This is a genomic window from Pseudacidovorax sp. RU35E (assembly GCF_900156165.1).
Classification (GTDB): domain Bacteria; phylum Pseudomonadota; class Gammaproteobacteria; order Burkholderiales; family Burkholderiaceae_C; genus Xenophilus.
The window spans coordinates 212,041-236,920 of record NZ_FTMY01000007.1; the positions used below are offsets into that span (position 1 = coordinate 212,041).

Annotated in this window: 21 protein-coding genes and 1 tRNA gene; all 22 read left to right on the forward strand. The window is 68.3% G+C overall.

The window, feature by feature from the left end; genetic code table 11:
- The first annotated feature begins 55 nt into the window (after window positions 1–55).
- The 22 genes from rpsA to BXA03_RS14675 all read left to right on the forward strand — a co-directional run bounded on the left by rpsA (window position 56) and on the right by BXA03_RS14675 (window position 24,797).
- On the forward strand, window positions 56–1,741 hold the full coding sequence (rpsA, locus tag BXA03_RS14570) for a 30S ribosomal protein S1 (RefSeq protein ID WP_076509018.1): 1,686 nt from the start codon (window positions 56–58) through the stop codon (window positions 1,739–1,741).
- A 60-nt stretch (window positions 1,742–1,801) separates the two neighbouring features.
- Window positions 1,802–2,092 carry an integration host factor subunit beta gene (locus BXA03_RS14575; RefSeq protein ID WP_076509019.1) on the forward strand — a complete coding sequence of 97 codons (291 nt, stop codon included), beginning with the start codon at window positions 1,802–1,804 and terminating at the stop codon, window positions 2,090–2,092.
- Window positions 2,093–2,260: 168 nt separating this feature from the next.
- The gene (locus BXA03_RS14580) at window positions 2,261–2,578 is read left to right on the forward strand and encodes a LapA family protein (RefSeq protein WP_076509021.1); all 318 of its coding nucleotides are present in this window, start codon (window positions 2,261–2,263) and stop codon (window positions 2,576–2,578) included.
- Complete coding sequence (gene lapB / locus BXA03_RS14585; protein ID WP_076509023.1) at window positions 2,568–3,722, forward strand: lipopolysaccharide assembly protein LapB; 1,155 nt, start codon at window positions 2,568–2,570, stop codon at window positions 3,720–3,722. Before BXA03_RS14580 ends, lapB begins: the two co-directional genes overlap by 11 nt.
- 114 nt (window positions 3,723–3,836) lie before the next feature.
- On the forward strand, window positions 3,837–4,145 hold the full coding sequence (locus tag BXA03_RS14590; RefSeq protein ID WP_369822424.1) for a ComEA family DNA-binding protein: 309 nt from the start codon (window positions 3,837–3,839) through the stop codon (window positions 4,143–4,145).
- A gap of 219 nt (window positions 4,146–4,364) precedes the next feature.
- Window positions 4,365–7,331 (forward strand): monovalent cation/H+ antiporter subunit A, encoded by a 2,967-nt coding sequence (locus BXA03_RS14595; protein ID WP_076509026.1) that lies wholly within the window; start codon window positions 4,365–4,367, stop codon window positions 7,329–7,331.
- A 1-nt stretch (window position 7,332) separates the two neighbouring features.
- A complete protein-coding gene (locus tag BXA03_RS14600) occupies window positions 7,333–7,680 on the forward strand; it encodes a Na+/H+ antiporter subunit C (protein WP_076509028.1) in 348 nt (115 codons plus the stop codon).
- A complete protein-coding gene (locus tag BXA03_RS14605; protein ID WP_076509030.1) occupies window positions 7,677–9,383 on the forward strand; it encodes a monovalent cation/H+ antiporter subunit D in 1,707 nt (568 codons plus the stop codon). The genes BXA03_RS14600 and BXA03_RS14605 overlap by 4 nt, the downstream gene beginning before the upstream one ends.
- On the forward strand, window positions 9,383–9,874 hold the full coding sequence (locus tag BXA03_RS14610; protein WP_083716101.1) for a Na+/H+ antiporter subunit E: 492 nt from the start codon (window positions 9,383–9,385) through the stop codon (window positions 9,872–9,874). Before BXA03_RS14605 ends, BXA03_RS14610 begins: the two co-directional genes overlap by 1 nt.
- Window positions 9,871–10,149, forward strand: a complete 279-nt coding sequence (locus BXA03_RS14615) for a K+/H+ antiporter subunit F (protein ID WP_076509036.1) — start codon at window positions 9,871–9,873, stop codon at window positions 10,147–10,149. Before BXA03_RS14610 ends, BXA03_RS14615 begins: the two co-directional genes overlap by 4 nt.
- Window positions 10,146–10,538, forward strand: coding sequence for a monovalent cation/H(+) antiporter subunit G (mnhG, locus tag BXA03_RS14620; RefSeq protein ID WP_076509040.1), 393 nt, complete (start codon window positions 10,146–10,148; stop codon window positions 10,536–10,538). The genes BXA03_RS14615 and mnhG overlap by 4 nt, the downstream gene beginning before the upstream one ends.
- Window positions 10,539–10,695: 157 nt before the next feature.
- The gene (locus BXA03_RS14625; RefSeq protein WP_076509042.1) at window positions 10,696–11,715 is read left to right on the forward strand and encodes a Bug family tripartite tricarboxylate transporter substrate binding protein; all 1,020 of its coding nucleotides are present in this window, start codon (window positions 10,696–10,698) and stop codon (window positions 11,713–11,715) included.
- Window positions 11,716–11,779: 64 nt separating this feature from the next.
- Complete coding sequence (locus tag BXA03_RS14630; protein ID WP_076509044.1) at window positions 11,780–12,700, forward strand: alpha/beta fold hydrolase; 921 nt, start codon at window positions 11,780–11,782, stop codon at window positions 12,698–12,700.
- A gap of 101 nt (window positions 12,701–12,801) precedes the next feature.
- Window positions 12,802–16,293, forward strand: coding sequence for a response regulator (locus tag BXA03_RS14635; protein WP_076509047.1), 3,492 nt, complete (start codon window positions 12,802–12,804; stop codon window positions 16,291–16,293).
- 17 nt (window positions 16,294–16,310) lie between these two features.
- On the forward strand, window positions 16,311–17,180 hold the full coding sequence (locus BXA03_RS14640; protein ID WP_083716102.1) for a CheR family methyltransferase: 870 nt from the start codon (window positions 16,311–16,313) through the stop codon (window positions 17,178–17,180).
- 35 nt (window positions 17,181–17,215) lie between these two features.
- A complete protein-coding gene (locus tag BXA03_RS14645; RefSeq protein WP_076509337.1) occupies window positions 17,216–17,848 on the forward strand; it encodes a chemotaxis protein CheB in 633 nt (210 codons plus the stop codon).
- The gene (locus BXA03_RS14650) at window positions 17,838–19,061 is read left to right on the forward strand and encodes a hybrid sensor histidine kinase/response regulator (RefSeq protein WP_076509050.1); all 1,224 of its coding nucleotides are present in this window, start codon (window positions 17,838–17,840) and stop codon (window positions 19,059–19,061) included. The genes BXA03_RS14645 and BXA03_RS14650 overlap by 11 nt, the downstream gene beginning before the upstream one ends.
- Window positions 19,062–19,107: 46 nt before the next feature.
- A protein-coding gene (gene prfB / locus BXA03_RS14655) for a peptide chain release factor 2 (RefSeq protein ID WP_143476316.1) occupies window positions 19,108–20,212 on the forward strand; the annotation gives its coding sequence in 2 pieces (ribosomal slippage) (window positions 19,108–19,188 and window positions 19,190–20,212; 1,104 coding nt in all).
- The gene (locus BXA03_RS14660) at window positions 20,212–20,922 is read left to right on the forward strand and encodes an HAD family hydrolase (RefSeq protein ID WP_076509053.1); all 711 of its coding nucleotides are present in this window, start codon (window positions 20,212–20,214) and stop codon (window positions 20,920–20,922) included. Before prfB ends, BXA03_RS14660 begins: the two co-directional genes overlap by 1 nt.
- Window positions 20,906–23,605 carry an aminopeptidase N gene (gene pepN / locus BXA03_RS14665; RefSeq protein ID WP_076509056.1) on the forward strand — a complete coding sequence of 900 codons (2,700 nt, stop codon included), beginning with the start codon at window positions 20,906–20,908 and terminating at the stop codon, window positions 23,603–23,605. Before BXA03_RS14660 ends, pepN begins: the two co-directional genes overlap by 17 nt.
- Window positions 23,606–23,633: 28 nt before the next feature.
- A complete protein-coding gene (locus BXA03_RS14670) occupies window positions 23,634–24,644 on the forward strand; it encodes a class 1 fructose-bisphosphatase (protein WP_076509058.1) in 1,011 nt (336 codons plus the stop codon).
- 77 nt (window positions 24,645–24,721) lie between these two features.
- Window positions 24,722–24,797, forward strand: a tRNA-Thr gene (locus BXA03_RS14675).
- The last annotated feature ends 83 nt before the right edge of the window (window positions 24,798–24,880 follow it).

A 24,880-nucleotide genomic window follows, 5' to 3' on the forward strand; every position in this document is an offset into this window, starting at 1 on the left:
CGCACGCGATGTTGCATGGGCGGCTGGAAACCTGGAGAGACCGGAAGGAAACTCAATGTCCGAATCTTTTGCCGCCCTCTTTGAAGAGTCCCTGACGCGTTCCGAAATGCGCGCGGGCGAGGTGATCACCGCCGAGGTGGTCCGCGTCGAGCACAACCACGTCGTGGTCAATGCCGGCCTGAAGTCCGAAGCCTACGTGCCGATCGACGAGTTCAAGAACGACAAGGGCGAACTCGAAGTCCAGGCCGGCGACTTCGTCTCCGTGGCCATCGGCTCCGTCGAGAACGGCTACGGCGACACCATCCTCTCGCGCGACACGGCCAAGCGTCTGGCTTCGTGGCTGGCGCTCGAGAAGGCCCTGGAATCCGGTGAATTCGTCACCGGCACGACCAGCGGCAAGGTCAAGGGCGGCCTGACGGTGCTGGTCAACGGCATCCGCGCCTTCCTGCCGGGCTCGCTGATCGACACCCGTCCTATCAAGGACCTGACTCCGTTCGAAAACAAGACGATGGAGTTCAAGGTCATCAAGCTCGACCGCAAGCGCAACAACGTCGTTCTGTCGCGCCGTGCCGTGGTCGAAGCCTCGATGGGCGAAGAGCGCGCCAAGCTGATGGAGACGCTGAAGGAAGGCGCCATCGTCCGCGGGGTGGTCAAGAACATCACCGAATACGGTGCCTTCGTCGACCTCGGCGGCATCGACGGCCTGCTGCACATCACGGACATGGCCTGGCGCCGTGTCCGCCACCCGAGCGAAGTCGTTCAGGCCGGCCAGGAAATCACCGCCAAGATCCTCAAGTTCGACACCGAGAAGAACCGCGTCTCGCTGGGTCTCAAGCAGATGGGCGACGACCCGTGGCTGGGCGTGTCGCGCCGCTATCCGCAAGGCACGCGCCTGTTCGGCAAGGTCACGAACATCGCCGACTACGGCGCGTTCGTCGAACTCGAACCGGGCATCGAAGGCCTGGTGCACGTGTCCGAGATGGACTGGACCAACAAGAACGTGGCGCCCAACAAGATCGTCTCCATGGGCGACGAAGTGGAAGTCATGGTCCTGGAGATCGACGAAGACAAGCGCCGCATCAGCCTGGGCATGAAGCAGTGCAAGGCCAACCCGTGGCAAGAGTTCGCGCAGAACACCAAGCGCGGCGACCGCGTGAAGGGCCCGATCAAGTCGATCACCGACTTCGGCGTCTTCGTGGGTCTGGCTGCCGGCATCGACGGCCTGGTGCACCTGTCCGACCTGTCGTGGAACGAAGCCGGCGAGACCGCCGTTCGCAACTACAAGAAGGGCCAGGAAGTCGACGCGATCGTGCTGGCTGTCGACGTGGACCGCGAGCGCATCAGCCTGGGTATCAAGCAGCTGGACGGTGACCCGTTCACCACCTTCTCGTCCGTCAATGACAAGGGCCAGATCGTGACCGGCAAGGTCAAGACCGTCGACGCCCGTGGCGCCGAGATCGACCTGGGCGGCGACGTCGTCGGCTACCTGCGCGCTTCGGAAATCTCCCGCGACCGCGTGGAAGATGCCCGCAACGTGCTCAAGGAAGGCGACGAAGTCACGGCCGTGGTCACCAACGTGGACCGCAAGAACCGCAGCATCCAGCTGTCGATCCGCCAGAAGGACATGGTCGACCAGCAGGAAGCCATGGCCAGCCTGAGCCAGCAGTCGGCCCGCGAAAACGCCGGCACCACCAGCCTGGGCGCCCTGCTGCGCGCCAAGCTGGACGGCAGCGACAAGTAATCGACGCGGATTGCGGCGGGCCGTGGGTGCGCGAGCACCCCGGCCCGCCGTGTGCCAGCAATGACACGTTCCGATCTGGTCGAAGAACTCGCAGCCCGCTTTGCGCAGCTGACGCACCGCGACGCCGAGCAGGCGGTCAAGACGATTCTTGACGCCATGAGCGACGCGCTGGTGCGGGGGCATCGCATCGAGATCCGCGGCTTTGGCAGCTTTTCGGTGAGCCGGCGCCCGCCGCGCCTGGGGCGTAATCCGCGTTCCGGGGAAAGCGTGCAGATTCCTGAGAAGCGCGTACCGCACTTCAAGCCGGGCAAGGCCTTGCGCGAAGCCGTGGACCGTTCGAGCGAGCCATGAGCCAGACCCGTCCATCCGCCCTTCCTTCGGGGCCGGTGGACCGGGGTCTCCTACTTAGAATCGTCCCGCCATCCGGATCTGCATGACGAGACACCCCCTTCACGCGCCCCGCTTCCTGTCGCCGCTGCCTCCTCCAAGGATTGCAGCCTGCACTGGAGTGGCCTAGCGATGAAATACCTCCTGTGGCTGCTCAAGGCAGCCATTTTTTTTACCCTTTTCGCCTTCGCGCTGAACAACCAGCACGAGACCACGGTGCACTTCTTCTTCGGCACCTCCTGGCGCGGTCCGCTGGTGCTGGTGGTGCTCGCGGCCTTCGCGGCGGGCCTGGTGGTCGGTGCGCTCGGCATGCTGCCCGGCTGGTGGCGCCACCGTTCGGCTGCCGCGGCGCTGCGCCAGCCGGCGACGCCTCCGGAGGGCGCGGCCGAAGCGCCGCTGGCCGATGCACCGATGGCGGAACCTTCCCACGCGCGACGACATGGACTTTGACCTGAGTTGGCTGCTGCTGGGCCTCCCGCTGGCCTTCGTGCTGGGCTGGCTGGCCTCGCGCCTGGACCTGCGCCAACTGCGCTTCGAGAACAGACAGGCGCCCAAGGCCTACTTTCGCGGCCTGAACTTCCTGCTCAACGAGCAGCAGGACCAGGCGATCGACGCCTTCATCGAGGCCGTCCAGAACGACCCGGACACGCAGGAACTGCACTTCGCCCTGGGCAACCTGTTCCGCCGCCGGGGCGAGTACCAGCGCGCGGTGCGCGTGCACGAGCACCTGCTCTCGCGCGCCGACCTCAACCGGGCCGACCGCGACCGCGCCCAGCATGCGCTGGCGCAGGACTTCCTGAGCGCCGGCCTGCTCGACCGGGCCGAGACGGCGCTCCAGAAGCTGGAAGGCACCCGCTACGAGAACGAGGCGCGCCTCGCCCTGCTGGCCATCTACGAACGTTCTCGCGAGTGGGCTCAGGCCGAGGCCGTGGCGACCAAGCTCGATGCCTCCGATCAGGCCAGTTATGCCGCCCGCCGTGCCCATCACCTGTGCGAACAGGCCGCGGAGCAGGGCGCCCGTGGCGACGCGGATGGGGCGCTGCGTCTGCTGCAGCAGGCCGCGCAACTTGCGCCCGACGCGCCTCGCCCCGCCATCGACACCGCAGCCCTGCAGTTGCGCCAGGGTCAGGCGGCGCAAGCCTGGTCCACCCTGTCCGAGCTGAGTCGCACAGCCCCCCTGGCCCTGCCCCTGTACGCAGCCGCGCTGCAGCAGGCGGCCCAGGCCGCAGGCGAGCAGACGGCCGCCGCCCGACTCCTGCGCGCGCGCTACGAGGCCGAACCTTCCATCGACGTACTCGAAGCCCTCATGGCGCTCGAATCCGCCAGCGGCGAGACGCCACGAGATCGCTATCTGGAGCACCTTTCCCGCCAGCCGGGCTCACTGATGGCGGCCTCGCGCTGGCTGGCCGGTGAGACGCTGCGCGACGACGCCCGCACCCATCCGCCCGTGCAGCGCGCGCTGGACCAGGTGGCCCGCCCGCAGATGCGCTACCGCTGCGCCGCCTGCGGCTTCGAGGCCCACCAGTACTTCTGGCACTGCCCGGGCTGCCAGGCGTGGGACAGCTATCCCCCGCGCCGGGTCGAGGAACTGTGACGCCCTTCACGCAGGCCGCCACTGGATGCGTTGACAGGCTGTGTGCGCCTGACTTCTGATGGTTGGGCTGCGCTAAGAGCGCAGCACATTCCAATCAATCTCAGGAGGAAAGTCATGATGATCAAGAAGCTCGCGGCCGCGCTGGTGCTGGGCCTTTCGGCGCTCGGAGCCTTCGCTGCCGTCGACGTCAACAAGGGCAGCGCCGCAGAACTCGACGCCCTGCCGGGTGTCGGCCCGGCCATGTCACAGCGCATCATCGATGCCCGCAAGCAAGGCGAGTTCAAGGACTGGCCCGACCTCATGGCGCGGGTGAAGGGAATCAAGAGCAAGTCCGCGGCGAAGCTGTCCGCTGCCGGCATGACGGTGGGCGGCAAGCCCTTCGACGGTGCCGGTGCCCCCGCCAAGGACGCCAAGAAGAAGTAACGCTTCTATCGCCAGCACGGGCCGCCTTCGGGCGGCCTTGTCGTTCTGGCACGCGCAAGCGCGCAACGCCGCTTGCGCAGACGCACGATCGTGCCGCTGCGCAGGGGCGCCCCAAAAAAATGTCCTACGCCGACGCACGGCGGCATCCTCCAAAGACCGGCCGTGGTGCAGAGGTTTTTGCAATGGGAAAGCAAAGGTCGGTCGATAGAATCGATTGAGATGCCCCTGGTCGCCCTCGTCCTCCTCCCGTTCATTGCTAGTGCCCTGGCGGCCATGATGCCGTCGGGCGCTCGCAACCGAGGAGCAGCCATCGCGGGGTTCACGGCGCTGGGGTGCGCCCTCTTCGTCGCTTGGCAGTTTCCAGCCCTGGCCGCGGGCGAGGTGCTGCAGGAAGGCCAGCGCTGGATTCCCACCCTCGGTGTCGACCTGTCCTGGCGCATGGACGGCCTCGCCTGGCTGTTCTGCATGCTGGTGCTGGGCATCGGTGCGCTGGTGGTGCTCTATGGGCGCTACTACATGTCCTCGTCGGACCCGGTGCCGCGCTTCTTTGCCTTCTTTCTCGCATTCATGGGCGCGATGGTGGGCGTCGTTCTGTCGGGCAACCTGATCCAGCTGGTGCTGTTCTGGGAGCTGACGAGTCTGTTCTCGTTCCTGCTGATCGGCTACTGGCATCACCGCCGCGATGCCCGGCGCGGCGCCCGGATGGCGCTCACCGTGACAGGCGCCGGCGGCCTCTGCCTGCTGGCTGGCGTGCTCCTGCTGGGTCGCATCGCAGGCAGCTACGAACTGGACGTTGTGCTGAATTCCGGCGACGTCGTGCGGGCCGATCCTCTGTACCCGCTGGCACTGGTGCTGCTGCTGGTCGGCGCCTTCACCAAGAGCGCGCAGTTCCCGTTCCACTTCTGGCTCCCCCGGGCCATGGCGGCGCCCACGCCGGTGTCGGCCTACCTGCACTCGGCCACCATGGTGAAGCTGGGTGTGTTCCTCATGGCGCGCCTGTGGCCGGTGCTGTCGGGCACCGACCTGTGGTTCTGGCTGGTCGGCGGCGCCGGCGCGGTGACGCTGCTCCTGGGCGGCTACGTCGCCATGTTCCAGCGCGACCTCAAGGCGCTGCTGGCCTATTCGACGATCTCGCATCTCGGACTGATCACGCTGCTGCTGGGCATGAACAGCCCGCTGGCGGCCGTGGCGGCGGTCTTCCACGTGATGAACCACGCCACTTTCAAGGCCTCGCTGTTCATGGCCGCGGGCATCATCGACCACGAGACCGGCACGCGCGACATCAGCCGGCTGAGCGGGCTGCTCAAGTCCATGCCGATCACCGGTGCACTGGCCATCATCGCCAGCGCCTCCATGGCCGGCGTGCCGCTGCTCAACGGCTTCCTGTCGAAGGAGATGTTCTTCGCCGAGACGGTGTTCCTGGACGGCGCGCCGTGGCTGGAAGTCGCGCTGCCGGTCCTCGCCACCCTGGCGGGCGCATTCAGCGTGGCCTATTCGGCACGCTTCGTCTTCGACGTCTTCTTCGGCCCGCGCTGCGACACCGAGGTGCCCAAGCCACCGCACGAGCCGCCGCATTGGATGAGGGTGCCGGTCGAGTTCCTGGTGCTGCTGTGCCTCGTGGTCGGCATCGTGCCCGCGTGGTCGGTGGGGGCCTTCCTGGCAACGGCCGCAGCGCCAGTGGTGGGCGGCACGCTGCCCGAGTACAGCCTTGCGGTGTGGCACGGCTTCAACCTCCCGCTGGCCATGAGCTTCGTGGCGTTGGCGGGTGGCGCGGCCATCTACCTGATGCAGCGCCACCGCCGTGCGCACGGTGGACTGAACCGGACACCGGTCATCTGGATGTTCGATGGCCAGCGCATCTTCGAGAACCTGCTGGCGCGGCTGTCCCAGCTCGGCCGCAACGGCCGCCGCGTGCTTTCCACCAACCGCCTGCAGCCGCAGCTGCTTCTGCTGGTGATGGTGGCGGTATTGGGCGCGGGTGCCTCGCTCTGGCTGGCGCCGGCCGACACCGGCAGCCGCGAGCGACTGCCCTTCTCGCCCATGTTCCTGATGACCTGGCTCATTGGCTGCACCTGCGCGGTCGCGGCCGCCTGGCAGGCCAAGTTCCACCGGCTGGCCTCGCTGATGCTGGCCTCGGGCGCGGGGCTGGTGAGCTGCATCACCTACATCTGGTTCTCGGCGCCCGACCTGGCGCTGACGCAACTGGTGGTCGAGACGGTGACCACGCTGCTCATCCTGCTGGGCCTGCGCTGGCTGCCGATGCGCAAGGCCGAAGTCCAGCCCACGCGCCAGCGCATGCGCCCCTGGGGCCGCCGGGGGCGCGACCTGCTGCTGGCGGCAGTGGCCGGGTGCGGCATGGCGGCGCTGGCCTGGTACATGATGACCCGGCCCTTTCCGCAGAGCATCTCACCCTTCTTCCTGGAGCGGGCCGTTCCCGAGGGCGGTGGCACCAACGTGGTCAATGTGATGCTGGTCGACTTCCGCGGCTTCGACACCTTCGGCGAGATCACGGTGCTGGGCATCGTGGCACTGACGGTCTACGCACTCCTGCGCCGCTTCCGGCCGGCCGCCGAGGCCATGGCACTGCCCCCTCAGCAGCAGGTGCAGCAGGACCAGGGCGGCACCGACCTCGTCAATCCCCGGCGCGCCACCGACACCGCCATCGGCTACCTGATGGTGCCCGCCGTGCTGGTGCGCCTGCTGCTGCCGCTGGCGGCCATGGTGTCGGTGTACTTCTTCATGCGCGGCCACAACCAGCCGGGCGGCGGCTTCGTGGCGGGACTGGTGATGTCGGCGGCGCTGATGCTGCAGTTCATCGTCTCCGGCGCGGCCTGGACCGAGGAACATCTGCGCATCTATCCGCGGCGCTGGATCGCGCTGGGATTGCTCACCGCACTGGCCACGGGTGCCGGTGCCATGGCGATGGGCTATCCCTTCCTGACCACGCACACCGCGCACTTCACCCTGCCGGTGCTGGGTGAGCTGCATGTGCCCAGTGCCATGTTCTTCGACATCGGCGTCTTCGCGCTGGTGCTCGGCGCCACGCTGCTGATCCTCACAGCCCTGGCGCACCAGTCCATCCGCAGCCACCGCTGGGCCGAAGAACAGGAAGAAAAGGCCGCGGCCAAGGCCGCCCTCGAAGCTGCGAATGCCGAGGCCATCCGCATCACCGGCGGGGCCGTCTGACATGGAAGCCGTCCTCGCCATCGCCATCGGTGTGCTCACGGGTTCGGGCGTGTACCTGCTGGTGCGTCCCCGGACCTTCCAGGTCATCATGGGCCTGACGCTGATCTCCTACGCCGTCAACCTGTTCATCTTCAGCATGGGTCGGCTCAAGGTCGACAGCGAGCCGGTGTTGCGCAAGGGCGTGGAAGCCACGCTGCAGAACACGGCCGACCCCATGCCGCAGGCCCTGGTGCTGACCGCCATCGTGATCGGCTTCGCCATGACGGCGCTCTTCCTGGTGGTGATGCTGGCCTCGCGCGGCATCTCGGACACCGACCACGTGGACGGGCAGGAGCGGGACGAGACATGAACGAGATCTTCTCGCTGCTCGACCGTCTGCTCGACTTCACCATGCCGCACCTGGTGGCGGTGCCGATCCTGCTGCCTCTGCTCACCGCGGCCCTGATGCTGTTGCTGGGCGAGCAGCGCCGCCGCGCCAAGTCGGTGCTGACGGTGATCTCGGGCCTGCTGGGCCTTCTGGCCGCGCTCGCGCTGCTGCGTTGGGTGAACACGCCGGACACCGGCGGCGGTCCGGGCTCCATCGGCGTCTACCTGCCCGGCAACTGGGCGGCGCCCTTCGGCATCGTGCTGGTGGCCGACCGTCTGTCCTCCATGATGGTGGCGCTGACGGGGGTGGTGGCCTTCGCGGCCTCGATCTACTCGACCTCGCGCTGGGACCGGGCCGGCGTGCATTTCCATCCGCTGCTGCAGCTGCAACTGATGGGCCTGAACGGCGCCTTCCTCACCGGCGACCTGTTCAACCTGTTCGTGTTCTTCGAGGTCATGCTGGCGGCCTCGTACGGGCTGCTGCTGCACGGCTCCGGGGCCCTGCGCGTGCGCGCCGGGCTGCACTACATCGCCATCAACCTGGCCGCCTCCTCGCTGTTCCTGATCGGCGCGGCGATGCTCTACGGCGTGACCGGCACACTCAACCTGGCCGACCTGAGCCAGCGCATCGCCGAGGTGGCACCGGGCAACCGCGGGCTGCTTCATGCCGGTGTCGCCATCCTCGCGGCGGCATTTTTCGCCAAGGCCGGCGCCTGGCCGCTCAATTTCTGGCTGGTGCCCGGCTACAGCGCCGCGGTCTCGCCCGTCAGTGCCGTATTCGCGCTGCTGACCAAACTGGGTGTGTATGTGGTGCTGCGCACCTGGACGCTGTTCTTCGGTCCCGATGCGGGCGCTTCGGCCCTCTATGGCCAGCCCGTGATCATCAGCCTGGGGCTGGCCACGCTGACCGTGGGTTCGCTCGGCCTGCTCGGATCGCAACGGCTGTCGCACTTGGCGAGCTTTGCCGTGGTGGTGTCGGCGGGCACGCTGCTGGCAGCGGTGGGGTTGGGCCAGGAAGGCGTCTGGGCCGGCGCGCTTTATTACCTGCTCGGCTCGACGCTGGCCGCCAGCGCGCTCTTCCTGCTGATCGACATGATCGAGCGCTGGCGCAACGCCGGCCACAGCATCGCGCCACACGAATCGGCATCGACCACGCCATTCCTCACCGAGGACCTGCAGGCCCTGGACGACGTCAATCTCGACGACGAGGCGCAGGCGCTCTACGGGCGTGCCATTCCGGCCGGCGTCGCCTTCCTGGGCCTGGCCTTCGTGTGCTGCGTGCTGCTGCTGGCCGGCCTGCCGCCGCTGCCAGGCTTCATCGGCAAGTTCGCCATGCTGTCGGGGCTGCTGGACGCACAGCAGGTGAGCCGCTGGGGCTGGGCCTTCATGGGGCTGCTGCTGGTCTCCGGCTTCCTGATGCTCGTGGCCTTCTCCCGCAGCGGCATCCGGCATTTCTGGACCCAGACCCAGGGCTCGCTGCCGGCGCTGCGTGCGCTGGAGGTGTTGCCGGTGGCCGGCCTGCTGGCCGCCTGCATCGCCCTGGCAATCGGCGCCGGTCCGGTGCTGCTGCACGCCCAGGCCACCGCCGCCAACCTGGCCGATACCCGCAACTACCGCGAGGCCGTCTTCGCGGCCACGCAGAAGCCGGGGCCGACGACTGCCAAAACGGCCGAGGTGCGCCCATGATGCGACGCCTGATCCCCTCGCCCCCCCTCAGCATTGCACTGTGGGTGGTGTGGCTGCTGCTCAATCAGTCGCTGCATCCGGCCACCATGCTGTTGGGCGCCATGCTGGCGGTGGTCGTGCCGCTGCTGACCAAGGGTCTGCGGCCCGCCACCGTCCGCATGCGCAAACCGATGCTGGCGCTGCGCCTGCTCCAGCGCGTGGTGGTCGACCTGCTGGCGTCGGCGCTGGGTGTCGCCCGCGCCCTGCTGACCCGGCGCACGCCCGAGATCCGCTCCGCCTTCGTGCACGTGCCGCTGACGATGCGCGACCCCAACGGCCTGGCCGTGCTGGCCATGATCCTGTGCCTGACGCCCGGCACGGCCTGGGCCGAATTGGCGGTCGACCGCAGCCAGTTGCTGCTGCACGTGTTCGATGTGGATGACGAGAGCGACCTGATCGAGCGCATCAAGCTGCGTTACGAGACGGTGCTGATGGAGATCTTCGAGTCATGACGCCAATGCTGTTCTGGGCGCTCAAGGGCGCATTGTTCCTGCTGGCGGTCGCGATGCTGTGCGCCCTCGCCCGCCTGATGATGGGCCCCACAGCGCAGGACCGGATCATGGCCCTGGACTGCCTCTACATCAACGGCATGCTGATGATGCTGACGCTGGGCATCGTCTACTCGAGCGCCGTCTATTTCGAGGCGGCCATGCTCATCGCGTTGTTCGGGTTCGTCGGCACCACGGCGCTGGCCAAGTTCCTGCTGCGCGGCGAGGTGATCGAATGAGCGGGCCGCTGCCCTGGTGGGCCGAGGCGCTCACGGCCCTCCTGGTGGTGGTGGGCGCCGGCTTCGCGGCCATCGGCTCCTTCGGCCTGGTGCGCATGCCTACCTTCTTTCGCCGCATTCACACGCCCACGCTCGGTGCAACGGCCGGCGTGTGGTCCATTTCCCTGGCCACGGCGGTGTACTTCTCGGCGCAAGGCTCCAGCCTCTTCCTGCATGCGGCACTGATCGCGATGTTCGTGGCGCTGACGGCGCCGATCACGACGATCTTCCTGACGCGGGCCGCCCTGTTCCGCGAACGCCAGAAGGGTGGCGACGTGCCGCGGCCCGCGGCGACGCGGGGCGAGGACGACACGCGGACCGAGCTCCAGTTCGACAAGACGCCCGACTGACGCGGTCTGCGCGGTGCCGCCGCGCCGGGGCCGGGCGCGGCGTTGCACGCACGCGTCGCTGCGTACGCCTTGCCCCTGCCACCGAGGCAACCCCGGCTTGCGCCCCGGCATCGAGTCCGTTAACGTCTTGTAACTTTCGTCAATTCCGGACACGTTCATGGTCGACAAGCGCCGTCTGCTCAGTTCCTGTGCCGCCCTGGCAGCCAGCGCATGCGTTCCGGCCTGGGCGCAAACCGCAGCCCGCACTTCGCGGCCGGCGGCGCCCGCAGACGCTGGCGGTACCTGGCCCAGCCGCCCGGTGAAACTTCTGGTCGGCTTCCCACCCAATTCCTCGCCGGACACCGCGGCGCGCATCGTGGCCGAGCCGCTGGCGCGGCTGCTCGGCCAGGTCGTGAGCGTGGAAAACAAACCCGGCGCCAGCGGCAACATCGCCGCCAATGCGGTGGCCAAGGCCCGCGACGACCACACCTTCGGGGCGCTGATCAACGGCAACCTCACCATCGCGCGGCTGTTGGACGGTGCCGTGCCCTTCGATCCGGAGGCCGACTTCACCCCCGTGGGCCTCATCGGCACGGCGCCGCTGGTGCTGGCCGTCAGTGCGCAGGCGCAAGGCACGCGTCCGGAGGAATTGCTGCTGTGGGCCCGCAACCTGGGCACCGATGCCCGCTACGGCACACCCGGCAACGGGACGGTCGGCCACCTGGGCATGGAACTGCTGAAGATGCGCACCAGCATCCGCGCACAACACCAGGGCTTCGCCGGCAATCCACAGGTGATCGAGGCCATGCTGGCCAGTCAGATCCAGTTGGCCCTGCTGCCGCCCGGTCTGGCGCTGCCGCACGTGCGCCAGGGCCGGCTCAAGGCCATCGGCATCACCGCCCCCGAACGCAGCCCGCTCACCGGCGAGATGCCCACGCTGCGCGAAGCCGACGTGCGTGGTGCGGACCTCGAGATCTGGACGGCGCTGGCTGCACCGGCCGGCCAGTCCCCGGGCGCCGTCACGCGGCTCAATGGCGCACTGCAGACCGTGCTGCGCACGCCCGAAGTGAGCGAGGCGCTGCTGAAAGCTGGCTGGCAGGCGCGCGGCGGCACGCCCGAGGCGCTGGCCCGTCGCATCCGCGGCGACACCACCACGCTGGGAGGCGTGATCCTGATGCGGGGCATCAAGGCGGCCTGACGCGGCCCGCCCCTGTCCGCTGCCGGACTGCCCGGCGGCGGCGGTCTTTCTATGATCGCCGCCCATGTACGCCCCCCGCCGCCTGCCGCAATCCCACTTCGTTCCCGTGCGCAACCTGCGCTACCACGTGCTCGCCTGGGGCACGCCGTCGGACACGCGCCCCCCCCTGGTCCTGCTGCACGGCTGGATGGACGTGGCGGCTTCCTGGCAATTCGTGATCGACGCGTTGGCGCAGGAGCGCTTCGTGGTGGCGCCCGACTGGCGCGGCTTCGGCCAGACCGACGGTGGCGGCGTGGACAACTACTGGATGCCCGACTATCTGGCGGACCTGGACTGGCTGCTCGACCATTACGCCGCAGACCGCGCCGTCGACCTGGTCGGCCACAGCATGGGCGGCAATGTCGCGATGCACTATGCGGGCGTACGACCGGCGCGCGTCCGGCGACTGGTCAACCTGGAAGGCTTCGGCATGCCCGCCTACGCCGCCGACGAGGCCCCTAAGCGCTATGCCCGCTGGATCGACGAGAACAAGCGACTGCATCAAGGCGGCATGCGCCTGTCGGGCTACAGCGGCCCGGAAGGCGTGGCACGCCGCCTGATGAAGACCAACCCGCGCCTGTCGCAGGACAAGGCCGACTGGCTGGCCCGCCAATGGGCGAGTCCGCAGCGTCAGGACGATGGCAGCGAGCGCTGGGAGATCCAGGGTGACGCCGCACACAAGGTGATCAATGCCAACATCTTCCGCGTCGACGAGACCCTCGCGCTCTATGCCGCGATCAGCGCGCCCGTGCTGGCCGTGGTGGCCAGCGACGACAGCCTGCAGGGTTGGTGGGCAGGCCGCTACACGCTGGACGAATTCCACCGGCGGCTCGCGGTGCTGCGCGATGTCCGCGACGCGCGCGTGGAGGACGCCGGCCACATGCTGCACCACGACCAGCCCGATCAGGTCGCCCGACTGATTGAGGAGTTTCTCGGCAGGCCGTAGCCCTCGGTGCCTCGCTCTGGCGGACAAGCGGCGTTTTCCGACAGCCCGTCCTCGAGTCCTCGGGCAGACTCGGTCGGTTTTGCTCCGACCACGCCCCACCCATGGACCGACGCCCTGCCATCGCCAACGATGAGTTCCGCCGCCTGCTCAGCCGCAACGTCAAGCTGCCGCTGCTGCTCGGCGCCCTGGGTGCCGTGGTCTTCGTGGCGCTCATTGCCTACCTGCTGTCCGTCATCAGCTGGGTGGAGCACACCGACCGCGTCACCCGCACCGCCACCGAGACCCAGCTGCTGCAGGCCGACATGCAGGCCGCGGTGCGCGGCTATCTGCTGACCGGCAACGCCGCCTTCCTGCAGCCTACCGACGCCGCGCGCAACCGCGCCCACGGCCTGCTGGGTGAGCTCAAGGTGCTGGTGGCCGACAACCCACAACAGGTGGGCCGCGCCACCCGGCTCGACGAACTGCAGCGCAGCTGGGAGAGCTACGCCGATGAGGTGGTGGAGGCCAAGCAGCGTGGCGAGGACATCGGCGAGCGGCTCCAGTCCGGCCGCGGCAAGCGCCTGGCGGACGAGTCGCGCGCCACGCTCGACGCTTTCCTCGGGACGGAGGCCACGCTGCGTGCCGAGCGCAACCGCAGCGCCAACCGCGCCGCGGTCGGCGTGGTGGCCGGCTACCTGCTGCTGAGCGCGCTCATCAGCGTGGTGCTGTCGATCCTCGGCCGACGGCAGATGCTGCAGCTGTCCGACCGTTACGGCCAGGCCCTGGCCGAGCAGGCCGACCATTCCGAGCGGATGGAGGCGCAGGCCTGGCTGCGCGGCGCCCAGAACGAGCTGGCCAGCCGCACCGTGGGACAGCTGACGGCGCAGAACCTGGGCCGCCAGGTCCTGGAGTTCTGTGCCCAGCATCTGCGCAGCGCCGTGGGTGCCGTCTATGTGCACGACAGCGACGCCAGCCTGCGCCGCGTGGCCAGCTACGGTTTCTCGCGCGAGTCCGAGGCCGCCTCGCAGAGCTTCCTGCCGGGCGAGGGCCTGGTGGGCCAGGCCGCGTCGCGTGGCGAACTGATGGACGTCACGCCCGTTCCGCCTGGGTACCTGCGCGTCAGCTCGGGCCTGGGCGAAGCGCCGCCGCACACCGTGCTGCTGCTGCCCATCGCGCACGAGGGCCAGGTCAACGGCGTGGTCGAACTGGGCCTGCTCAGCCCGCCTTCGCCGCGTGAGCTGGAGCTGCTGCGCAACATCGCCGACGACGCGGGCAGCTCGATGGCGGCCGCGCGCTACCGCGAGCGCCTGCAGCAGGTGCTGGCCGAGACGCAGCAGCTCAACGAAGAACTGCAGGTCCAGCAGGAAGAGCTGCGCACGGCCAACGAGGAACTGGAGGAGCAGTCCCGCGCGCTCACCGAGAGCCAGGTCAACCTCGAGAACCAGCAGGCCGAGCTGGAGCAGATCAACAGTCAGCTGGCCGAACGAACCGAGCAGCTGGACCAGCGCAACGCGGCGCTGCGCCGCGCCCAGTCCGACCTGGAGGAACGCGCCGACGCCCTGGCCCGTGCGAGCCGCTACAAGTCGGAGTTCCTGGCCAACATGTCGCACGAGCTGCGCACGCCGCTCAACAGCGCCCTGATCCTCTCGAAGCTGCTGGCCGACAACGCGCAGGGCAACCTCAGCGAGGAGCAGGTGCGCTTCGCACGCTCGATCCACGACTCGGGCAACGACCTGCTGACGCTGATCAACGACGTGCTGGACATCGCCAAGGTCGAAGCCGGCCGGCTGGACATCCATGCCGAATTCCTGCCGGTGGCGCGACTGGTGGAATCGCTGCAGTCCACCTTCTCGCCGCTGGCGCAGAACAAGGCACTCGCGCTGCGCATCGAGGTTTCGCCCGATGCGCCGGCGCACCTCATCTCGGACCGCCAGCGCGTGGAGCAGATCCTCAAGAACCTGCTGTCCAACGCCATCAAGTTCACGGACCGCGGCGAGGTGCTGCTGAGCGTGCAACCCGGGCCACAGGGTGGCGTGCGATTCGATGTGCGCGACTCCGGCATCGGCATCGCCGCGGACCAGCAGGCGCTCATCTTCGAGGCCTTCCACCAGGCCGACGGCACCACAAGCCGCAAGTACGGTGGCACGGGGCTGGGGCTGTCGATCTCGCGCGACCTCACGCGGCTGCTGGGCGGCACGCTCACCGTCAGCAGCGACCTGGGCCGCGGCAGCACCTTCACGCTGAGCCTGCCGGCGGACGTGGCGCAGCGGCTGGAGGGCGACGACGCCGCACCGCTGCCGCGCAGCAGCACCGCCGCAGCGCCAGTCACCCTGCCGCCCCTGCCGGGCCCGGCCGAGGCTGCCACGCCCGCACCCCAGCCGGCGCCGGCCCCGACCTTCGCGGACGATCGCGACCAGCTGGCGGACGACGTGCGCCGCGTACTGGTGATCGAGGACGAGCCGCAGTTCGCCCGCATCCTGTACGACCTGGCGCACGAATACGGGTGGCGCTGCCTCGTGGCCCATGGCGCCGCGGACGGCTTCGCGCTGGCACAGGAACTGCAGCCGCATGCCATCCTGCTCGACATGCGCCTGCCCGACAGCTCCGGCCTGGCAGTGCTCCAGCGCCTCAAGGACGATGCCGGCACGCGGCACATCCCAGTGCACGTGGTGTCGGCACAGGACCAGGCCGAGGCGGCCCTGCACATGGGCGCCGTGGGCTATGCACTGAAGCCCACCACGCGCGAGCAGCTGCAGGCCGTGTTCTCGCGACTGGAGGCACGCCTGGCGCAGAAGGTCAAGCAGGTGCTGCTGGTGGAGGACGACGATGTGCAGCGCGAAAGCGTGGTGCACCTGATAGGCGACGACGACGTGGCCATCACGGCCGTTGGCACCGGCGAGGAAGCCCTGGCGCTGCTGCGCGAGCGCGTGTTCGACTGCATGATCACCGACCTGCGATTGCCCGACATGCAGGGCGGCGAGCTGCTGCAGCGCATGTCGTCTGAAGAGATCTGCTCCTTCCCGCCCGTGATCGTCTACACCGGCCGCAACCTCACGCGCGACGAGGAGGCCGAGCTGCTGCGTTATTCGCGCTCCATCATCATCAAGGGCGCCCGCTCGCCGGAGCGGCTGCTCGACGAGGTGACGCTGTTCCTGCACAAGGTGGAATCGCAGTTGTCGGCCGAGCGCCAGAACATGCTGCGCACCGCGCGCGAGCGCGACCGCGTGTTCGAAGGCCGGCGCATCCTGCTGGTGGACGACGACGTGCGCAACATCTTCGCCCTGACCAGCGCGCTCGAGCATCGGGGCGCCAAGATCGAAGTGGCCCGCAACGGCCGCGAGGCGCTGCACAAGCTCGACGCCGTGCCCGACATCGACCTCGTGCTGATGGACGTCATGATGCCGGAGATGGACGGCCTGGAGGCCACACGCCGCCTGCGCAGCGACCCGCGCTTCCGCAAGCTGCCCGTCATCACCGTGACCGCCAAGGCCATGAAGGACGACCAGGAGCAGTGCCTGGCCGCCGGCGCCAGCGACTACCTGGCCAAGCCGATCGACCTGGATCGGCTGTTCTCACTGCTTCGCGTGTGGATGCCGCACATGGAGCGGCTGTGAACCCGCTGCTGCCGCGCATGGCCGAGCCGACGGGCGAGCCGCCCAACGCTCCCGCACCTCCGCCCCCGCCGCCGAGCGCGTCGGACATCGAGCTGCGCCTGCTCATGGAAGCGATCTACCTGCGCTACAGCCACGACTTCCGCGACTACACCGGCGCCTCGCAGAAGCGCCGTGTGAACTTCGCGCTGGAACAGATGGGCTATCGCAGCATCTCGGCGCTGCAGGAGCAGGTGCTACGCGACGCCCAGGTCTTCGGCCGGCTGCTGCAGTACCTCACGGTGCCGGTGAGCGAAATGTTCCGCGATCCGGACTACTTTCTCGCGCTGCGCAAGCACGTGGTGCCGGTGCTCCACACCTATGCGTCGATCAAGGTCTGGGTGGCGGGCTGCAGCACGGGCGAGGAGGTCTATTCCCTCGCCATCCTGCTGCGCGAGGAAGGCCTGCTGGAGCGCGCGCTGATCTACGCCACGGACATCAACCCGCAATCGCTCGAGAAGGCCCGCCAGGGCATCTTCGCTGCCGACGCCGTGCGCGAGTACACCGGCAACTACCAGCGTGCGGGCGGCCACAAGTCCTTCGCCGACTACTACACCGCGGCCTACGGAAGCGCCCGCTTCGACCCTTCGCTGCGGGCCAACGTGATCTTTGCCGACCACAGCCTGGCCACGGACAGCGTGTTCGCCGAGACGCACCTCGTCTCCTGCCGCAACGTGCTCATCTACTTCAACCGTCGGTTGCAGGACCGCGCGCTGGGCCTGTTCCACGATTCGCTGTGCCACCGCGGCTTCCTGGGCCTCGGCTCGAAGGAGAGCGTCGACTTCTCGGCCTATGCCGAGCGCTTCGAATCGGTCGCGCGCGCGGAGCGCATCTTCCGCAAGGCCGCCTGATGGCCACCCATCGCCAGTCCCCTGCGGCGCGCGACATGGAACCGGACCGCGGCCTGCTGGAGGACGGCGAGGTCGATCCGGGCGCAGTGCGCCGCGTCGATGCCGTGGTGGTCGGTGCCTCTGCCGGCGGCGTCGACGCCCTGCTGCGCCTGACGGCCGCGCTGCCCACGCCCTGGCACCTGCCGCTGGTGGCGGTGCTGCATCTGCCGCAGGACCGCGAAAGCCGGCTGGCGGATATCTTCTCGCACCGCCTGCCCATGGCCGTGTGCGAAGCGCGCGACAAGGCACAGGTCGCCCGAGGCACGCTGCACTTCGCGCCGCCCGGCTACCACCTGTTCATCGAAACGGACCATCACTTCTCGCTGAGCTGCGAGCCGCCGGTTCATTTCTCGCGACCTTCCATCGATCTGTTGATGAGTTCCGCGGCCGACGCCTACGGCCCGCGGCTGGCCGGCCTGCTGCTGACCGGCGCCAACGAGGACGGCGCCCGCGGCCTGGCCGACATCGGCGCGGCCGGCGGCCTCACTGCCGTACAGTCGCCCGTCGAAGCCATGGCGCCCCAGATGCCCCGGTCCGCCCTGGCCCTGTGCCAGCCCGATTACGTCCTGCCCCTCGCACAACTGCGCCGGCTGCTGATCCTGCTCGACGCCCAGCACCATGCCCACTGACCCGTCCGAGATCGAAACCAAGCTCCTGATCGTCGACGACCTGGACGAGAACCTGATCGCGCTCGAAGCGCTGATCCGCGATCCGGGCCGCCGCGTGTTCCAGGCACGCTCGGGCGACGAGGCCCTGGCGCTGATGCTGGAGCACGAGTTCGCCCTGGCCGTGCTGGACGTGCAGATGCCCGGCATGAACGGCTTCGAACTGGCCGAGCTGATGCGCGGCACCGAGCGCACGCGCACCATCCCGATCATCTTCGTCAGCGCCGCCGGCCGCGAGCTCAATTACGCCTTCCAGGGCTACGAGAGCGGCGCGGTCGACTTCCTGCACAAACCGCTGGACGCGCACATGGTGCGCAGCAAGGTCAGCGTCTTCGTCGAGCTGTATCACAGCCGCGTGGCCCTGCGGCGCGAGATGGATGCGCTTGCCGCGCTGCACCGCGAGCAGCAGGCGCTGGTGGCCGAGCTGCGCGAGGCCCGCGCCGACCTGGAGCGCGCCGTGCGCATGCGCGACGACTTCATGTCGATGGTCTCGCACGAGCTGCGCACGCCGCTCAACACGCTCTATCTCGAGACCCAGGTGCGCAAGATGCACCTTGCGCGCGGCCACATGTTCTTCTTCACGCCCGAGCGGCTCAAGGAGACGGCCGAGCGCGACCAGCGCCAGATCCAGGCCATGGTGCGCCTCATCGACGACCTGCTGGACGTCACCCGCATGCGCAACGGCCGCCTGTCGATGAGTCCGCAAGCCTTCGACCTGAGCGCCATGGCGGCGCGCGTGGTCGGCGCCCTCGCGCAGCAGGCCGAGGCCGCGGGCGCCAGCATCCACTTGGAGGCCGCGGAGCCCTTGACGGGCGTCTGGGACGAGTTCCGGCTCGAACAGGTGCTGACCAACCTGCTCACCAACGCGGTGCGCTACGGCGGCAGCAAGCCGGTGGACGTGCGCGTCGAGCTGCGGGGCGAGGAGGCGGTGATGAGCGTACGCGACCGGGGCATCGGCATCGCACCCGAGGACCAGGCCCGCATCTTCGAGCAGTTCGAGCGGGCCGAATCGGGCCGTCGCGAGGTCGCCAGCGGCCTGGGGCTCGGCCTGTTCATCACCCAGCAGATCGTCCAGGGCCACGGCGGACGCATCGAACTGGAAAGCACGCCGGGCGAAGGGTCCACCTTCCGCGTGGTGCTGCCCTTCGAGCCGCCCTCTGCCGACGACGCCGCGTGAGAAAATCGCGCGTTTCCCCGAATACCCGCAAGAACAGGACCGCACCATGGACGCAGAACAGATCAACCTCATTGGCACCACCCTGGCCGACCTGAGCACCCGGACAGCCGACTTGCGGAGGTATCTTTGACTTCGATGCCAAAGCCGAACGCCTGAGGACGGTCAACGCCTCGCTGGAAGACCCGACGGTCTGGAACGATCCCAAGAAGGCCCAGGAACTGGGCAAGGAAAAGAAGGCGCTGGACGGCGTGGTGCTGGCCATCCAGCGCCTGGAGCGCGATCTGGCCGACAACACCGAGCTCTACGAGATGAGCAAGGAAGAAGGCGACGAGGCAGGCCTGAAGGCCATCGCCGACGACGCCGAGGAACTGCGCAAGGAGATCGAGCAGCTCGAGTTCCGCCGGATGTTCAACAACCCGGCCGACCCCAACAACTGCTTCGTCGACATCCAGGCCGGCGCGGGCGGCACGGAGGCGCAGGACTGGGCCAGCATGCTGCTGCGCCAGTACCTCAAATACGCCGAGCGCAAGGGCTTCAAGACCACGGTCGAGGACGAGTCGCCGGGTGAAACCGCGGGCATCAAGAGCGCCACGATCAAGGTCGAGGGCGAATACGCCTTCGGCCTGCTGCGCACCGAGACCGGCGTGCACCGCCTGGTGCGCAAATCGCCCTTCGACTCGTCAGGCGGGCGCCACACCAGCTTCGCCTCGCTGTTCGTTTATCCGGAGATCGACGACTCCATCGAGATCGAGATCAACCCCTCCGACGTGCGTGTGGACACCTACCGCGCGAGCGGCGCCGGTGGCCAGCACATCAACAAGACGGACTCGGCCGTGCGCCTGACGCACATCCCGACCGGCATCGTGGTGCAGTGTCAGGACGGCCGCAGCCAGCACAGCAACCGCGACGTGGCCTGGAAGCGACTGCGCTCGCGCCTGTACGACTTCGAGATGCGCAAGCGCATGGAAGAGCAGCAGAAGCTGGAGGACAGCAAGACCGACGTCGGCTGGGGCCACCAGATCCGCAGCTACGTGCTGGACAACAGCCGCATCAAGGACCTGCGCACCGGCGTCGAGATTTCGGCCACTCAGAAGGTGCTCGACGGCGACCTGGATCCGTTCATCGAAGCCTCGCTGAAGCAGGGCGTCTGATGCCCGACCGCAGCTCGCGCCCCGACGGCGCCGCCCTGCCCGTGCAGGCGCTCATCTTCGACATGGACGGCACCATGATCGACTCCATGCCCTGGCATGCGAAGTCGTGGGTGACCTTTGCGCAGCGGCACGGCATCACCATGCCGGCCGACGAGATCCTGCGTCGCACAACGGGCCGCACCGGCACCGAGTGCATGCGCGAGGTCTTCGAACGCGAGCTGCCGGCGGACGAATGCCTCGCGCTGGTCAACGAAAAGGAAGCGATCTACCGCGAACTCTTCGACGCGCCCTTTGCCGAGGTGGCGGGCTTCACCGCGTTTGCGCGACAAGCCGCTGCGCGCGGCCTGAAGGTCGGCGTCGGCACCGCGGGCGACCGGCACAACGTGGCCTTCGCCCTCGAACGCCTCAAGATGGACCCGCCGCCCCTGGCCATCGTCGGCGGCGACGAGGGCCTGCGCGGCAAGCCGGAGCCCGACATCTTTCTCGAAGCGGCCCGCCGCATCGACGCCGATCCCGCGCGCTGCATCGTCTTCGAGGATGCGCCCTTCGGCATCGAGGCGGCGCGCCGCGCCGGCATGCGGGCCGTGGCCGTGTGCAGCACCCACGACGCCGACGAACTCGCCGGCCCCCATGTGATCGCGACCGTGCGCGACTACCACTCCCTCCTTCGCTCAAATTTTCTGGAGACGCTCGATGTTGCTCTCTCGTGATGCCCAATCGGCTCCGCCCGTCGCCATCCAGCGCGAGGACTATGCCCCGCCGGCCTACTGGATCGATACCGTCGATCTGTGTTTCGATCTGGACCCGGCCAAGACCCGCGTGCTCAACCGCATGAAGCTGCGCCGCAACCCGGACGTGGCGGCGCAGCCGCTGCGTCTGGACGGCGACGAGCTCAACCTGGCGCGCGTGCTGGTCAACGGCCAGGGCGCCGCCTTCCGCATGGAAGGCAGCCAGCTGGTGCTCGACGGCCTGCCCGACGAGTTCGAGCTGGAGATCTTCACCACCTGCTGCCCGGCGAAGAACACCAAGCTGATGGGCCTGTTCGTCAGCCAGAACACCTTCTTCACCCAGTGCGAGGCCGAGGGCTTCCGCCGCATCACCTATTTCCTGGACCGTCCTGACGTGATGGCCAGCTACACCGTCACCCTGCGCGCCGACAAGACGGCCTACCCGGTGCTGCTGTCCAACGGCAACCTGGTGGAAGAAGGCGAGCTGCCCGAGGGCCGCCATTTCGCCAAGTGGGTCGACCCGTTCAAGAAGCCCGCTTACCTGTTCGCCCTGGTGGCCGGCAAGCTGGTGGCGCGCGAGCAGCGCATCAAGGCACGCAACGGCCGCGAGCACCTGCTGCAGGTCTACGTGCGCGCTGGCGACCTGGACAAGACCGAGCATGCGATGAACTCGCTGATCCACTCGGTGCTGTGGGACGAGGCCCGCTTCGGCCTGCCGCTGGACCTGGACCGCTTCATGATCGTCGCCACCAGCGACTTCAACATGGGCGCGATGGAGAACAAGGGCCTGAACATCTTCAACACGAAGTACGTGCTGGCGAGCCAGGCCACGGCGACCGACGCCGACTACGCCAACATCGAAAGCGTGGTGGGCCATGAGTACTTCCACAACTGGAGCGGCGACCGCGTCACCTGCCGCGACTGGTTCCAGCTCTCGCTCAAGGAGGGCCTGACGGTCTTCCGCGACCAGGAGTTCAGCATGGACCTGTGCGCCGAGCCCTCCGCGCGCGCCGTCAAGCGCATCGAGGACGTGCGGGTGCTGCGCACCGCCCAGTTCCCCGAGGACGCGGGCCCGATGGCCCATCCGGTGCGGCCCGACAGCTACATCGAGATCAGCAACTTCTACACCGTCACCATCTACGAGAAGGGCGCAGAAGTCGTCCGCATGATGCAGACGCTGGTGGGCCGCGAGGGCTTTGGCCGCGGCATGACGCTGTATTTCGAACGCCATGACGGCCAGGCCGTGACCTGCGACGACTTCGCCCAGGCCATCGCGGACGCCAACCCCGACAGCGAGCTGGCCCGGCGCCTACCGCAGTTCAAGCGCTGGTACAGCCAGGCCGGCACGCCGCGCCTGGCCGCCACCGGCCACTACGACGCCGAAGCCCGCACGTACACGCTGGCCTTCACGCAGAGCTGCCCGCCGACGCCTGGCCAGGCGGTCAAGGAGCCCTTCGTCATCCCGGTGGCCCTGGGCCTCCTGGGCGCGGACGGCCGCGCGCTGCCGCTGCAACTGGACGGCGAGGCACAGCCCGCCGGCGAATCGCTCACGCTGGTGCTGCACGAAGCCGAGCAGCGCTTCACCTTCACCGGCCTGGACGAGGCACCGGTTCCCTCCATCCTGCGCGGCTTCAGCGCGCCAGTGGTGCTGCAGTTCGACTACACGCGCGAACAGCTGCTGGCCCTGCTGGCGCACGACAGCGACCCATTCAGCCGCTGGGAAGCCGGCCAGCGACTGGCGCTCGGCGCAGCGCTCGCGGCCATCGGCGACGACAGCCGTCAGCCGGGCGCACCGGTGCTGGACGAGGCCTTCGTCGGGGCCATGCGCGAGGTGCTGCGCAATGGCGCGCTGGATGCCGCTTTCAAGGAACTGGTGCTGACGCTGCCCTCGGAGGTCTATATCTCCGAGCAGCTGGACGTGGTCGATCCGCAGCGGGTGCACCAGGTGCGCGAAGCCATGCGCATGCAGCTTGCCACCGCCCTGTTCGGAGAGTGGCAGCAGGTGTACGAGGAGAACAAGGACACCGGCGCCTACCGCCCCGAGCCCGTCTCGGCCGGCCGCCGCGCACTGGCCGGCATGGCGCTGGCGCATCTGTGCATCGCCGCACGCGAATCGGGCGATGCCGTCTGGCCGGGCAAGACGCTGCAGCGCTTCAAGGATGCGTCGAACATGACCGACCGCTTCAATGCGCTGACGGCGCTGGTCGTGTCGGGCCACCCGCTGGCGGCGCAGGCGCTGGCGCGCTTCCATGCCATGTTCAAGGACGAGGCCCTGGTCATCGACAAATGGTTCAGCCTGCAGGCCGGCGCGCCTGACCGCGGCGGGGACGTTCTGCCGCTGGTCAAGCAGCTCACGCGGCATCCGGACTTCTCCGTCAAGAACCCGAACCGTGCACGCAGTGTGATCTTCAGCTACTGCAGCGCCAACCCCGGCGCCTTCCACCGCCTGGACGCCGCCGGCTATGTGTGGTGGAGCGAGCGGGTGATCGAGCTCGACGAGATCAACCCGCAGGTCGCCGCCCGCCTGGCGCGCGCACTGGACCGCTGGAACAAGCTGGCCGAGCCCTACCGCGGCGCCGCGCGCGAGGCCATCGCCCGCGTGGCGGCCCGGCCGGGCCTGAGCAAGGACACGCTCGAGGTCGTCAGCCGCGCCCTCGCTCCCTGATTCTTCCGAAACCCCCCCAGGAGACCCCATGGCCTCTCAGAACATCTCTCTCACCCGCTACCTCGTCGAGCAGCAACGCGTCGACGGCCTCATCCCCGGCCAGCTGCGACTGCTGCTGGAGGTGGTGGCCCGCGCCTGCAAGCGCATCAGCCTGTCGGTCAACAAGGGCGCCCTGGGCGGCGTCCTGGGCACCGCCGGCAGCGAGAACGTGCAAGGCGAGGTGCAGAAGAAGCTGGACATCATTGCCAACGAGGTGCTGATCGAAGCCAACGAATGGGGCGGCCACCTGGCCGCCATGGCCAGCGAGGAGATGGACAGCATCTACGTGGTGCCCAACCGCTACCCGCAGGGCGAATACCTGCTGATGTTCGACCCGCTCGACGGCTCCAGCAACATCGACGTCAACGTCAGCATCGGAACCATCTTCAGCGTGCTCAAGAAGCCGGACGACCATCCGGGCGTGCAGGAAGGCGATTTCCTGCAGGCCGGCTGCAAGCAGGTGGCCGCCGGCTACTGCCTGTACGGCCCGCAGACGGTGCTGGTGCTCACCGTCGGCGACGGCGTGGCCATGTTCACGCTCGACCGCGAACAGGGCAGCTTCATCCTCACGCAGGACAAGATGGAGATCCCGGCCGACACCAAGGAATTCGCGATCAACATGAGCAACATGCGTCACTGGGACACCCCCGTGAAGCGCTACATCGATGAATGCCTGGCCGGCAAGGACGGCCCGCGCGGCAAGGACTTCAACATGCGCTGGATTGCCAGCATGGTCACCGACGTGCACCGCATCCTCACGCGCGGCGGTGTGTTCATGTACCCCTGGGACAAGCGTGAACCCGAGAAGCCGGGCAAGCTGCGCCTGATGTACGAGGCCAATCCGATGGCCTGGCTGGTCGAGCAGGCCGGTGGCGCAGCCACCAACGGTCGCGAGCGCATCCTGGACATCCAGCCGAGCAAGTTGCACGAACGGGTGTCCGTGATCCTCGGCTCCAAGAACGAGGTCGAGCGCGTCACCAAGTACCACTTGGAGGCGTGAGCTTTTTCGCGCTATACTCTCGGGCTGTTCACGAAGCCGCCAACTACAGCGCCTTCTAGTCCTAGAATAAGTCTTTCGCCGGCGTAGCTCAGTTGGTAGAGCAACGCACTCGTAACGCGTAGGTCACCAGTTCGATTCCGGTCGCCGGCACCATCTCAAAGCCCGCAAGCTGATGCTTGCGGGCTTTTTTATTGGCTGGCGGGATCGCGGCGGCCGGCGCCGGGTCCGCGCAGAAA